Source organism: Chitinophaga ginsengisegetis (assembly GCF_900168065.1).
Lineage (GTDB): Bacteria > Bacteroidota > Bacteroidia > Chitinophagales > Chitinophagaceae > Chitinophaga > Chitinophaga ginsengisegetis.
In genome coordinates this window covers 56,653-69,929 of the sequence record NZ_FUZZ01000003.1, presented here as the reverse complement: position 1 = coordinate 69,929, position 13,277 = coordinate 56,653, and the positions used below count along the sequence as shown (strand labels likewise).

9 protein-coding genes are annotated in these 13,277 nt (G+C 44.9%); 7 read left to right on the top strand and 2 right to left on the bottom strand.

The annotated features are described in order from the left end of the window. The first annotated feature begins 104 nt into the window (after positions 1-104). The 7 genes from B5Z18_RS18810 (at position 105) to B5Z18_RS18780 (ending at position 10,824) form a co-directional block, all read left to right on the top strand. Entirely contained in the window at positions 105-731 is a 627-nt protein-coding gene (locus B5Z18_RS18810; RefSeq protein WP_079471045.1) for a hypothetical protein, read from the top strand. A 377-nt stretch (positions 732-1,108) separates the two neighbouring features. Further along, entirely contained in the window at positions 1,109-1,744 is a 636-nt protein-coding gene (locus B5Z18_RS18805) for a peroxiredoxin (RefSeq protein ID WP_079471044.1), read from the top strand. A gap of 217 nt (positions 1,745-1,961) precedes the next feature. Beyond that, positions 1,962-2,564: an RNA polymerase sigma-70 factor gene (locus B5Z18_RS18800; RefSeq protein ID WP_079471043.1), complete on the top strand. Its 603-nt coding sequence runs from the start codon at positions 1,962-1,964 to the stop codon at positions 2,562-2,564. Positions 2,565-2,960: 396 nt separating this feature from the next. Beyond that, positions 2,961-3,959 (top strand): FecR family protein, encoded by a 999-nt coding sequence (locus tag B5Z18_RS18795; RefSeq protein ID WP_079471042.1) that lies wholly within the window; start codon positions 2,961-2,963, stop codon positions 3,957-3,959. A 200-nt stretch (positions 3,960-4,159) separates the two neighbouring features. Continuing rightward, positions 4,160-7,516 (top strand): SusC/RagA family TonB-linked outer membrane protein, encoded by a 3,357-nt coding sequence (locus B5Z18_RS18790; protein ID WP_235015962.1) that lies wholly within the window; start codon positions 4,160-4,162, stop codon positions 7,514-7,516. Positions 7,517-7,536: 20 nt separating this feature from the next. Further along, positions 7,537-9,081: a RagB/SusD family nutrient uptake outer membrane protein gene (locus tag B5Z18_RS18785; protein ID WP_079471040.1), complete on the top strand. Its 1,545-nt coding sequence runs from the start codon at positions 7,537-7,539 to the stop codon at positions 9,079-9,081. Positions 9,082-9,102: 21 nt separating this feature from the next. Further along, a complete protein-coding gene (locus B5Z18_RS18780) occupies positions 9,103-10,824 on the top strand; it encodes a metallophosphoesterase (RefSeq protein WP_143313643.1) in 1,722 nt (573 codons plus the stop codon). Positions 10,825-10,863: 39 nt separating this feature from the next. Here B5Z18_RS18780 and B5Z18_RS18775 read toward each other — a convergent pair whose 3' ends face one another. Together B5Z18_RS18775 and B5Z18_RS32825 are read right to left on the bottom strand one after the other, a co-directional pair. Continuing rightward, on the bottom strand, positions 10,864-11,607 hold the full coding sequence (locus tag B5Z18_RS18775; RefSeq protein ID WP_079471038.1) for an RluA family pseudouridine synthase: 744 nt from the start codon (positions 11,605-11,607) through the stop codon (positions 10,864-10,866). Between the two features lie 15 nt (positions 11,608-11,622). After that, complete coding sequence (locus B5Z18_RS32825; protein ID WP_235015961.1) at positions 11,623-13,254, bottom strand: pseudouridine synthase; 1,632 nt, start codon at positions 13,252-13,254, stop codon at positions 11,623-11,625. Between the last annotated feature and the right edge of the window lie 23 nt (positions 13,255-13,277).

The window sequence follows — 13,277 nt, the reverse complement described above, 5'->3', positions numbered from 1 at the left end:
CGCTTTTGCGACGAGGATTAAAAAAATTATCATCAAAAGATCACTACGCAAATCCCTTGCGTGCGGCGCCGATAAATTTGTAGTGTTATTAAAACCTGATGGTTATGAATAAGGTAAATACAACTACAGCAATTACGCAGGTACAGGCCATTTCAATTGGGCAGATCATTATGGATGATTCCAATTACCTGACGCTCTGGGGCCAGGCGCTACTGGATGAGGTGTGGTATCCCTGCGATTTTGTAACTACTTACGAAGTAATGAACATCATGCTGCGTTTCAGCCAGGACAAGCATGATGCGGTGCAGATGACGATTGTGAAAAAGCTGGAAGATATGCGCCGCACGCCGGACATTATTGACCTGGAAGCGGAACTGGGTGGCGCCGTAGTGTTTGATCACCTCGTATTTCACATGAGGAGGCCCTGTTTGCAGCACGACGATAACTGGGAGGCATATGCCGATGAAGAGTGTTATTATATAGAGCGTGTGATCCAGATGCCGGTACCCACCGTGCCTACATTGCCGCCTGCCGCCCGGTACAACTCAAACGACGCCAATGAGAAAATGGAGTATTGCATTCAAATGCTTCATGACGCCTATAACCTGTATCTCGGTTTTATCGAATTAGAATTGGGGGAAGACGCTGCCCGGGTAATGGCCGCCCTGGAAGACGATAACAAGTTCAGTATGGCATATTATGCCTGGCAGCTGTACACCTCAAATACATAAATACTTATAACCATATTTCTATCCGTTGATGAACCCTGATGATCCATTTATGTTAACCCTGAAAGACACAAAGATGAAAAAGAATCCATTTATGTTAGCCCCGGTGTCCATGTATGTTAATTCCCGGACATCTGTTTATGTTAACCCCGGTATCCATTTACGTTAACCGCCAAGCCTTGCATCCATTTATGTTAACCCCTGATACCCATTGGTGTTAGCCCCTGGTATCCGTTTGAATGAACCCCCAATTTCCATTGTTTGTTAGCCCCCAAAACCTTTGCCCCGGAAAAAAAAAGCGCAAAATTCTGAAAAAAATCCCTTAAAGTCTATAAATTTTGTAGGAAAATGCTATTTTTGGTCAATTAAATCGTAGAACTATGAGTTTAAGACTGGGAGATGTTGCTCCTAATTTCAAAGCCAATACCACTTTAGGGGAAATAGATTTTTACGATTACCTCGGCGAAGGTTGGGGTATCTTGTTTTCCCACCCGGCAGATTTTACCCCGGTATGTACTACCGAATTGGGAAAAACGGCTTTATTAAAGGAAGAGTTTGCAAAACGTAATACTAAAGTACTGGCTGTCAGCGTAGATCCATTAGATAAACACCTGAGCTGGATAAATGATATTAACGAAACACAACAGTGTGACGTAACTTTTCCTATTATTGCAGATGAAAACAAAACAGTGGCAAACCTGTATGATATGATTCATCCAAATGCCTCTGAAACATTTACGGTAAGATCCTTGTTTATCATAGGACCGGACAAAAAAGTAAAACTCATCATCACCTACCCGGCCTCTACCGGCAGAAACTTCGTAGAAGTGCTCCGTGTACTGGATTCCCTGCAGCTGACTGCTAAATACAGCGTAGCTACACCAGCCGACTGGAAAGATGGTGAAGACGTAATCGTTACGGCAGCGGTGCCAACAGCAGATATTCCTGCACGTTTTCCGAAAGGCCACAAAATTATCAAGCCTTACCTGAGAACAACACCACAGCCCAACAAATAGTATTTAAAGAGCCGTAAGGCTTTCTTATAAAGATTTTTTAATGGTTGGTTTTTGATTTTTACGAAACGGGGATTTCTCCCCGTTTTTTTTATGCCCCTACTCCTGCCAGATATTATTATTGAGGTAACAGTTTATTAATGCACAGTTAACATCCCACGTAGCAGAAAAACAAACTCTGGTCTCTAGTTTTGCTGAAAAATACATTCAATCCATTTTTATGGAATATCGTTTACTATCAGATAAGCAGCTACTGGAAGAATGTACCAAAAACAATCTCAAAGCATTTAATACTTTATTTGATCGCTATTTTGGAAGATTGTATAACTACGCACTTGGCTATGTGAAGGATGAATACTTTGCAGAAGAAGCCATCATGGACCTGATGATGTGGATATGGGATAAAAGACATACACTACAGATAGAAGGCGAGTTTAAACCATATATCTTCAGAGCAGCCAAAAACGCCACCATCAAGGCGATCCGTAAAAAAGCCGTTTCCATAGCCCCGATAGAATTTATTGAGAATAACCTTTCCTTTGTGGCTACCCCGGCCGACCACCAACTGGACACCAGGGAACTGGAAGCAAAATATCATTTCCATCTTGATTCATTAAGCCCCCAGCGTAAAATTGTATTTCAAATGAGCAGGGAAGGCGATCTCTCCCACGCCGAAATTGCCAACGACCTCAATATTTCTATTAATACCGTTAAGAACCATATTAAATTCTCCCTGAATCATTTCAGAAAGCAGCTCAATAACCATAGCGATACAGTGTTGCCGGCGCTCACAGGATTTCTACTGCTTTTTCTGCATTCATAATATATTAAAAATAATATTTAAGCAGGCGGTTGTCATTACTTCCTGTATACTTCTCCCATACTTCTCTGATACTTCTCGGATACTTAGGAGTCGTGTATGTGTCGTATTCCCCATACAGTTCCTATACAGTCCCTATACTGTTCCCATACACTCCCCATACACTCCCCATACTGTTCCCATACACTCACCATACACTCACCATACACTTCCCATACACTCCCAATACACTTACCCCCCTTTTTTATACCCCATACAGGGTAATTATTTTACATATAATAACACCCCGGTCCCCCGGTAAATTATGTTTCTGTTTTTTCTTCAACATCGGATAGCCCTTCGTCTTCTTTTTTGTCCCTATATGATTAACAGGGACCTTTTATGCTCTGTTAAACCAGCATGTCAAGACAAATAAACCGGGAATTAATTGAGAAATTTTTAGCAGGCAAATGTTCGGCCGAGGAGGAGCGACTGGTAAACCTGTTTCTGAAAGATCCTGCATCAGAAAAATTGTTGGAGGACATCCTGTCTGCAAATGCTGGTAAAGACTGGATCGTATTTGAGAACGACAAATCTGTTCATCCCCGGCAGCAGGAGTTGAAAAAATCCATGCAGGAAAGGATAGGGCATGTGAATATTGCGCGTAGGAGGAGCTTATTACACCTGCGGCATGCTGCCATCTGGATTGGCCTGATCCTGACAGCTATGGGTATTTATACCATCAGTTATTTAAGTAATAAAAGAGGAACACAGGTGGCTTTTGTGGAAAGCAACAACCCAAACGGGCAGCGGTCAAAAATAATTCTTTCTGATAGCAGCGTGGTATACCTGGGCGCAGGCAGCCGTTTGAAATATCCTGAGAATTTTTCCGGAGATACCAGGGATATCTATCTGTATGGAGAAGCTTTTTTTGAAGTAACGAAAGAGAAGCATAAGCCGTTCACCGTTCATACCGGCGATGTGCAAACCAAAGTATTAGGGACTTCTTTTAAAATAGAAGCATTTAAAAATAAACCCTTACTGGTGGAAGTAGCTACCGGGAAAGTAAAGGTGGACCAGGTAGGCACCGATTTTTCCAGATCACTGGCCGTTTTAACGCCAGGGCAAAAAGTGCTGTTTGATCACGGTGAAATTAAAAGAGAAACAGTTGATCCGGAAGAAGTACAGGACCTGAAGGAAGCCCGGTTAACATTCAACAATGCTTCGCTCAATGATATTGCAGAGGTATTGCAGCGGTGGTACAATGTGAAAATCACTTTTAAACAACACACAAAATCAGCGGAAAAAATGACGCTGACACTGGACGCCAGGGTGCCAATAGATAAGATATTGAACGTGCTGGCCGCAGCAGGCCATTTCAGCTACGAAATGAAAAACGGGGAAATCGTTATTCGCTAATCTTAAAATAAACAAACGATATGTATTAAAAAAAAGCTGTCCATCATTGGATAGGGACGCCGCATGTGATGTCGTGAAACTGCACGCCCATAAGAGGCAACAGGATAAAGCGAAAGGAAATTAACAACGATTCCGGCTGACGCCGGCCAACCTTAATACAAAAATTAATGCAAAAAGGATTACATCCCACAACTAAGTTTATGATGAGATGTTCATGTATACTTTTAATCGCGCAACTTACTTTTATTGGCGTACTGCTGGCCGGAAACGCCCGTGGCCAGCAACTGGACAAAGTGATTGCTGTTAAGTTGGATCACGCCGGCGTGAAAGAAAGCCTGTTAACTATTCAGGCAAAGAGCGGAATCAGGTTTGTACTGCCGGAAAAGTTGTTGGCAGGACTCAAACAAAAAATCACTATTGATTCAGACCACTCAACCGTAAAATACCTGATTGAAAAGGTGTTGGAGTCAACCAATCTCGACTATAAGCTGGTAGAAGGCTATGTGGTGATTGATACCAAACCTGTTCCACAAGCGCCCGGTAAATTATCAGGAAGAGTGGTGGACGAAAAAGGCGCGCCTTTGCCCGGCGCAACAATCAGGGCGCTGGAAACCGGCCAGGTTGTTCAAAGTGACGCTAACGGCGATTACACATTCAACCTTAAACCAGGCAACTATACACTTGAAGTAACTTACGTTTCTTTCAGGTCGCAGAAATCGAATAATGTTGTTATAAAAGAAGGAAAAACCACCTCGCTTGATTTTTCCATGCAGCTGGCCGATAACAAACTGACAGAAGTAGTGGTGAGTTATGGTAAGCAGAAAAGCCGCGAAATTACAGGCTCAATTGCAACCGTTGATGCGTCGTCTTTGCAGGACATGCCGGTAACCCAGTTTGCCCAGCAGTTGCAGGGAAAAGTAGCCGGCGTTCAGGTATCCCAAACCAGCGGCCAGCCCGGGCGCGGTATGGGGTTTATTATCCGGGGCGCAGCATCTTTTTACTCAAGCAATCAACCGCTTTTTGTAATTGATGGTAACCCCATTACAGGAAGTATCAATAACATCAATCCTGCAGAAATAGAAAGCTATAGTTTTCTTAAAGACGCATCCGCCACTGCATTGTATGGATCAAGAGCCGCAAACGGTGTAGTACTCATTACCACCAAACATGCAAAGCCAGGCGACGCAAAAATTGAATTCTCCAGCTACTACGGTTTGCAGAAGATCCCTACCGGTAAACTGCCGAAGATGATGACTGCAAGAGAGTTTGCTACCTTCATGAAAGAGCGTGCAGAAGATGGATTGAAGTATGAACCCGGCTATTCCGTTTCTGCCGATTATCACGCCGCTTACGACAACCCGGAGCAGTATGGAGAAGGCACCAACTGGTTTAAATTGCTAACCAGAACGGCGCCTATTCAAAGCTATGACCTCACCGTGCGAACGGCGCGTGAACACTCTTCATCTACCGTAATAGCAGGCTACCAGGAGCAACAAGGTGTATTGATCAATACCGGCACCAAGTTATATTCAATGCGTTTTAACCAGGATTTTACCACCGAAAACAATAAGCTCAAAATAGGTTTCAACCTGGCGCCGAGTTACCGGATGGATCATAACAACAGGTTGAATAGTGACGGTGTGGGCGGATACTTTGAAAGGTTCTTCGAGGCCAGTCCATTGGTAAGTCCTTATAATGCAGATGGTTCCTACACGCGCAACGTTTCTTCTCCAGGTATGGTGGCCTATATCAATCCACTCGCTACTTATGAATTAACCAACGACGATTATAAAACAACCCGCATACTCGGTAACATTTACCTGAACTATGAATTCCTGCCGGGATTAAGCATCAAGGGCAATCTGGCGGCAGATAAAGGCGCTGAAACACGCAAGTATTTCCAGTCGGGTTTGGTTACTGGCACACAGGGACAAACCACGGGAACCAGCTCGGCAGTTGATAACGGCTCATGGACCGCAGAGGGAAACCTGGTGTATAACAGAACCTTCTTTAAAGATCATAATATAGAGGCATTGGTAGGCTACTCGGCGCAGGAATTCAGCACCTATAATAACACACTGACAGGTCTCGGTTTCACCAGTGATGATATTGAATACCTCGGTGCCGCCACCAGTGTTACCGGTAGCAGTGGTGCGGGATCCTATTCATTATTGTCGACCATAGGCCGGGTGAATTATAATTATAAAGGGAAGTATCTTTTGTCTGCAGCACTCAGACGCGATGGCTCCTCAAAATTCGGAGAGAATACACAGTGGGGCAGCTTCCCGTCAGTAGCTGCGGGCTGGATCGTTAGCGATGAATCATTTATGAAGAATGTAAAAGGCGTTAACTTCCTTAAACTACGGGCCAGTTACGGGATCACAGGTAATAACTTCTTCGCCGGTAACTATGATCCACAGGCCACTATCGGCACTTATTACTACAACTTTAATAACGTAATCACCCAGGGACAAACCATCAACCGGCTGCCTAATAAGGATTTGAGATGGGAGCGCAACAAGCAGTTCGACATCGGTCTGGAGCTGGGCGTATTGGATAACCGCCTCACTTTTACCTACGATTATTACCGCAAATTAACGGATGGACTGATTCAGCAACGCTCCATACCTACATCATCCGGGTTTAACCAAATCATTTTTAATGTGGGTGAACTTAAAATGTGGGGACATGAATTTTCTGTGAGTTCTAAAAATCTTACCGGTAGCCTGAAATGGAATACCAGCCTGGCTTTATCGTTCGACAGGAACCTGATTACCAACCTTGTAGATCCCGGTTATATCAGGAGAAATGTAACGGTGAGTTCAGATTATTACCGTCAGCAGGTAGGACATCACCTGGGTGAGTTTTACGGATTTGTTTTTGAAGGATTATATAAAGATGCTGCCGACCTTGCCAACTCTCCCAAGTATTTAAGTACCACTGCCAAGCCAAACGGTAACTCTGATATCGGAACAATCAAGGTGAAGGACATCAACGGTGATGGCGTTATTGATGATGTGAACGACCGCACTTTTATTGGCGATCCTACGCCAACATTTACCGGCGGTATCGTGAACAACTTCAGGTATAAAAATTTTGACCTGAACATTGACATGACCTTTTCTGTTGGCGGAAAAATCCTGAACGCGGCTAAATGGGCGTATCAAACCAACATGGATGGTTCCCGTCTTCCGCTGGCCGCAGCTGCCGATCGCTGGCGCTCAGAAGAAAACCCGGGATCGGGCGTTTATCCGCGTACCAAATCAGGTACCACCGCAATGGGAAGACAGGTAAACAGTCAATGGATAGAAGATGGATCTTATCTCACTGCCAAAAATATAACACTTGGATATACGGTGCCTTTAAGAAACGCGATGATAAAAAACCTGAGGGTCTTTGCATCTATACAACAGGCGTTTGTATTAACGGGCTATTCAGGTATGAATCCGGAAATAAATGTGGGCGGCTCTGATCCTACGTCGGGTGTTGGTGTAGATGAAAATGCCTACCCTATACCAAGAACCTTTTCTCTTGGATTCACCACCACATTTAAATAATCATTTAACGCTGACAAAATATGAAAAAGCTATATACAGTGATGATCCTTTTGTGTGCAGTGACAATATCCTGCAGCAAGGATTTTATCGAACGGTCGCCTGAAGATGCATATACCGACGACGTATTTTATAAAACGGAGCAACAATTCAGATCGGCTGTAGTGGCCGCCTATGCACCTCTCCGGGATGTGCTGGTGAATGATTATTTTACTTCAGAAATGCACTCTGATAACACCATTTATCAGGCTATACCAGGTAACAGGGGTACTTCTATTGTGGAACGTGAAAACATTTCCGACTTTATCAATACCTCTACCAATGCTTATGTAGCGGCCACCTGGCAACATAGTTACACCGGCATCTCGCGTTGTAATATCATTATCGAAAGATTGAAAGGCGCTGATCTTAACAACGAAGTAAAAGCAAACCTCGATGGACAGGCCAAATTTTTAAGGGCGCTCAACTACTTTAAACTCGTGCGTTTATACGGAGGTGTTCCTCTGTTTATAAAAGAAGTGACTACGGCAGATGAGGCATTTAAGGCCCGTGCCACCGAAGCAGAAGTATATGCCCGGATCATTGCGGATGCACAGGATGCTATCGCTGAACTGGCGCCACCAGCAAAGTTCCCGCAAACAGGAGAGGCCACCAAAGGATCAGCGACTATACTACTCGCCGAAGTGTATGCCACGCAGAAAAAATGGGCAGATGCAGAGAAGCTGCTAAACAGTATGCTGACTATGGGCTATGATCTTAATGCAAACTATGCAGATGCCTTTATGCCAGCGAATAAGAATAGTAAGGAATCGGTTTTTGAAATCCAGTTTCTCGGAGGTACATTAACAGGTGCTACGCCCAATGTGTTGTCTTTTCATTTTTTACCAAGAAGTAAAGACACTAAACTGCTAACGGGTATTTCTATTGACAATACCAGCACAGGTGGATGGAATACGCCCAGCAATGATCTGATCAGTGATTTTGAAGCCGGCGACAACCGCCTGGAAGCCTCTGTCGGCATTGCAGAAGGTACCTATGATGCCAGCAACTACTTTAAATATTCAGCCGCAAAAAGCATTATCAATTACGTTCCTGCCACGGGAAAAATTGGTGTGCCGTACATAAAAAAGTATCTGCATGCTCCGCTGGAATCACCCACCGGCTCCGGTGATGATTTCCCTATCTACCGTTTTTCTGATGCATTGCTCTTATTGGCAGAAGCCTTAAATGAACAGGGTAAATCTTCCGATGCACTGACGCCGTTGAACCGGGTAAGGAGAAGAGCAGGGTTGGCCGATTTCACTAATACAGATCCCGCCCAGCTGCGTGCCGCTATTTTTCATGAACGCAGGGTAGAACTGGCATTTGAAAACCATCGCTGGACAGATCTGCTCAGAAGCGGTAAGGCGCTATCTGTGATCAATGCCTTTGGCGTTAAGATCAGGGAACAACTGCCATATCTTTCATCAGATGCGTACGTGATTGATCAGCATCACCTGTTATTTCCCATACCTCAGAATGAGGTGGGACTCAATCCAAAGATCATCCAGAACCCCGGCTACTTTTAATAGTTTTCAAACCAGCATATCATGATGATGAAAAGAGGCTTTTGTATACTGCTACTGTTAACGATGGGTGGCTTTAGCAATGCACAACAAAAAGAAGAAGATGAGTTTTCTATTGCCGTAATTCCGGATACCCAGTATTACACTGCAGAGAAAAATGGTGGAAAGAAAGAAATGTTTACTGCACAAACGGAGTGGATCGTAAAAAATGCGGCAAAGGAGAACATCAGATATGTGATCCATCTGGGAGACATCTCTGAGGACGGTGAAAAATTTCCGCAACAATGGGTCAATGCAGCGGCATCCATGTATCTGCTGGAGAAACCGCAAGCCGGATATCCGCAGGGTATTCCGTATGGCATGGCCGTAGGAAATCACGACCAGACTAAAAGTCAATACCCGCTGAGTGGTAAAACAGATCAGTACAACAAGTATTTCGGCATCGAACATTTTAAGGGTAAAAAATGGTATGGGGGGCACTATGGCGATAATAATGATAGTCACTACGATCTTTTTGAAGCCGGTGGTATTAAATTTATCAGCATCTTTTTAGAGTATGATTCTTATGGGGAAGATATTGAGGGGATGAACAAATGGGCCAGCCAGCTATTGGAGAAATACAGCGACAGGAAGGCGATCCTTGTGAGTCATTCTATCATTCATTTTAATAAAACAACAGGTACTAACAAGAAGGGTTTTCCGAAATTTTCAAAACAGGCGCAACGTGTGTTCGACCGGCTGAAAAGTTACCCTAACGTGATGTTAACCTTATCAGGACATGTGGGCGATAACGGCGAAGGGTATCGTCAGGATGGCTACGCCGGGAATATTATCCGGTCGTTTTTATCCGACTACCAGAGCCGGCCAAATGGTGGTCATGGGTTAATGCGTTTGATGAAGTTTTCGAAATCGAAAGACCTGATCAGTGTACGTACTTTTTCGCCTTACACAGGTGAAGAAGAAAAGGATGCAGATAGCGAGTTTACACTGCCGTGGTTTCATCATACCAACGTAGCCCGTTATCATGATTACGACAATGACCAGCATACCGACATTGCCTTCTTTTCCCGTGGTGTATGGAAGATAGCAGGGCAGCCCGATATAGCGTTTGGAAAAGAAGGAGACATTCCTGCACCGGCGGATTATAACGGTGACGGCAAAACGGAGTTAGCTGTATTCCGGCCTTCCGAAGGTAAATTCTATCTCCAGGGCGGGGAAGTAGTTACACTTGGACAAGCAGGTGATATCCCGGTGTGCGGAGATTACGACGGCGATGGTTTTGCAGAGGTGGCAGTGTACCGCCCAGCTACGCTTACCTGGTATTTTGATGGCCTGGACAGCATCCGGTTCGGACATAAAAATGGTATTCCCGTTCCGGCGGATTATGACGGAGATGGCATGCTGGACGTAGGCGTATTTCGTACGGATAATTCGTTATGGCAAACAAGTTTGGGTAATATTCCGTTGCAGGTAAAGCATATCCCCGGCGACATTCCAGTTCCCGGTGATTACGATGGCGATGGCAGAGCAGAAATGGCAGTGTTTCGTCCTTCCACCGGTGAATGGATCATTGACAGGTTTAAAGAACCGGTAAAGCTTGGGAAAGAAGGAGATATCCCGGTTCCCGGGAATTATTTCAGAGATGGAAAAACTTACCCGGCTGTTTACAGGGATGGTAAGATCTATCTTGAAAACGGTCATACCATAACAGCCAATCAGGGGAAGATAACAGAGCTGGTAAAATAAAATTAAAAGAGCCGTGTACAATACACGGCTCTTTTAATTTTATTCTTCGCCTGCCGGCTGCTTACCACGGTGTTTCCGTAGTTGCGTTAACAGGGCACTCATATCTTTTGGCAGCGGTGCTTCAATCGTATATTCCTTGCCGGAAGGGTCTTTGAAGATCAGCATAGACGCATGCAGGGCCAGCCTGCTGAGTAATGGCCGCTCTTCTTCTGTATGTTTGCCTAACTTGAATTTTTTCTTGATAGAAGATAACAGCACCGGTTGCGCGCTGCCGTAAAATTCATCTACTGCAATGGGGTGTCCCAGGTACTTCATATGCACCCTGATCTGGTGGGTACGACCGGTATGGATCTGCATCCTTACCAGGCTGTAAAGGCCAAATTCTTCCAGTACTTCATAATCTGTAGAGGATGGCTTACCCTTACGGTTAGTCACCATCTTACCCTTTTGTACAGGGTGTTCCATGATCCCTTCACTCACATTGCCCTGCTTAGGTACTGGTTGACCACTTACCAGTCCGAGGTAAAACTTCTTTACATCCCTGCTTTCAAAAAGCTGCGAGAAATATTTATGCGCTGCTTCGTTGCGTGCAAACAGGATAATGCCACTGGTTTCGCGGTCGAGCCGGTGTACCGTGAATATTTCCCCGTAAGCCTTTTTCATGATGGCTATCAGGGAGGTAAGCTCATTATCATGACGGTCGGGCAACGTAAGCATTCCTGAAGGCTTGTTGACTACAACAAAATCAGGCGTTTCGAGTATAATATGTTCTGATAATCGCATTCCGTAAATCGGCAGTTATTTTTTAAAGTGTTTCAGCAGGATTACTTCTTTCTCATTGAGGAAGCGCCACTGCCCACGGTTCAGTGTTTTTTTGGTAAGACCCGCATACATTACGCGGTCCAGTTTTTCCACTGTATATTCCAGGTGTTCAAAGATGCGGCGGACAATGCGGTTTTTACCACTGTGAATTTCAATGCCCACCTGCTTTTTATCTTTCGGATCCACATAACCCAGCGCATCTACCAGGGCCACACCATCTTCCAGGGTTACGCCTGCAATGATTTGCTCGAAGTCGGTTTTAGTCAGTGGTTTATCCAGTTCTACCTGGTAAATCTTTTTGATGTTGTGTTTAGGATGAGCCAGGCGTTGTGCCAGTTCACCATCGTTGGTGAGCAGCAACAGGCCGGAGGTATTACGATCAAGGCGTCCTACAGGGTATACCCTTTCGTTTTCTGCGGCATCCTGGATCAGGTCCATTACTGTTTTGCGGCCTTCCGGATCATCGGTGGTAGTAATGTAGCCTTTGGGTTTATTCAGGAGAATGTATACCAGGTTTTTAGTCGGGGTAATTTTTTTATCCTGCATAGTTACCACATCGCTGCTGGTTACTTTGGTAGCGGGTTCTGTTACCACTTTGCCATTCACGGTTACTTTGCCTTCCTTGATCAGGTCTACTGCTTTTCTGCGGGAGCAAAGACCACAATGGGCCACAAATTTGTTCAGCGGCATTTCACCGGGGCCAAATATGCTTTCTTTGCCTTCGTTCGTATGTTCGTGATCGTTAGCGCCTCTTACTTTTGTGCCTTTTTTTTTATCCTGTTTATCGGCGAAGCGTTCGTTGGTTTTATCAAAGAACTTTTTACGGTTGAAGCCACTTGGTGTTTCTTTTCCGCCTTTTTTCTTTTCTCCGTGGAAGTGAAAAGCGCTGTTGTCGTCCGTTTTCTTAGCGGCGCCTGCACCGTAGGTACGTTTGCGCGGGGCTCTTTCACGGCTTTCTTCTTTATCGAAGCTGCGTACACGTTCCGGACGTTCACCATCTTTTCTGAAAGCGCTGAAAGCGCGTTCGCCATCGGGTTTATCTTTCTTGTCTTTAAAGTCGTTGTCGTTGCTGCGTTTGTGGAAAGGCTTTTCGTCTTTGTCGAAACGTTTACGGGCGCCTGCTTTTTCATCCCGGCCGAAGGAGCGTTTGTCATCGCTTCTGCCGAAAGAGCGTTTATCGTCGCTTTTACCAAAAGAGCGTTTATCATCACTTCTGCCGAAAGAACGTTTTTCTTCGCCTTTTTCGCCAAAGCTGCGTTTGAACGGAGGTTTCTCTTCGCTGCTGCCGGTGCTGCGTTTGCCGCGTTGAGGTTTATCATTTCCAAAGCTATCGGTAGCGGGTCCTTTTTTGCGGGCCGGTCTGCCGTTGCTGTCGAAAGTGCGTTTGCGGAAAGCAGGTTTTTCATCACCGGCGCTTTCGCCACCAAAACGGGGCCTGCGGGATGAGGAGCTGTCGTCAGCGCTGCGGTTATCTTTTGCAGATGCTCTTCCTGGCCTTTCGCCATCAGCGGAGGAGCGGTTGCGGTTGCCTGCTGGTTTGTCGCTTTTACCAAATTTGTTATCCCTTGATGGACCAAACCCTTTTTTAGCAGGTTGTTTTTTCTTCATAAATTATTATTGATTGATGATCA

Bases quoted from the DNA above. Each gene is read 5' to 3' on its own strand.
- B5Z18_RS18775 (WP_079471038.1), bottom strand. From the start codon at position 11,607: ATGCGATTATCAGAACATATTATACTCGAAACGCCTGATTTTGTTGTA.
- B5Z18_RS18785 (WP_079471040.1), top strand. From the start codon at position 7,537: ATGAAAAAGCTATATACAGTGATGATCCTTTTGTGTGCAGTGACAATA.
- B5Z18_RS18800 (WP_079471043.1), top strand. From the start codon at position 1,962: ATGGAATATCGTTTACTATCAGATAAGCAGCTACTGGAAGAATGTACC.
- B5Z18_RS18795 (WP_079471042.1), top strand. From the start codon at position 2,961: ATGTCAAGACAAATAAACCGGGAATTAATTGAGAAATTTTTAGCAGGC.
- B5Z18_RS18805 (WP_079471044.1), top strand. From the start codon at position 1,109: ATGAGTTTAAGACTGGGAGATGTTGCTCCTAATTTCAAAGCCAATACC.
- B5Z18_RS18790 (WP_235015962.1), top strand. From the start codon at position 4,160: ATGATGAGATGTTCATGTATACTTTTAATCGCGCAACTTACTTTTATT.
- B5Z18_RS18810 (WP_079471045.1), top strand. From the start codon at position 105: ATGAATAAGGTAAATACAACTACAGCAATTACGCAGGTACAGGCCATT.
- B5Z18_RS18780 (WP_143313643.1), top strand. From the start codon at position 9,103: ATGATGATGAAAAGAGGCTTTTGTATACTGCTACTGTTAACGATGGGT.
- B5Z18_RS32825 (WP_235015961.1), bottom strand. From the start codon at position 13,254: ATGAAGAAAAAACAACCTGCTAAAAAAGGGTTTGGTCCATCAAGGGAT.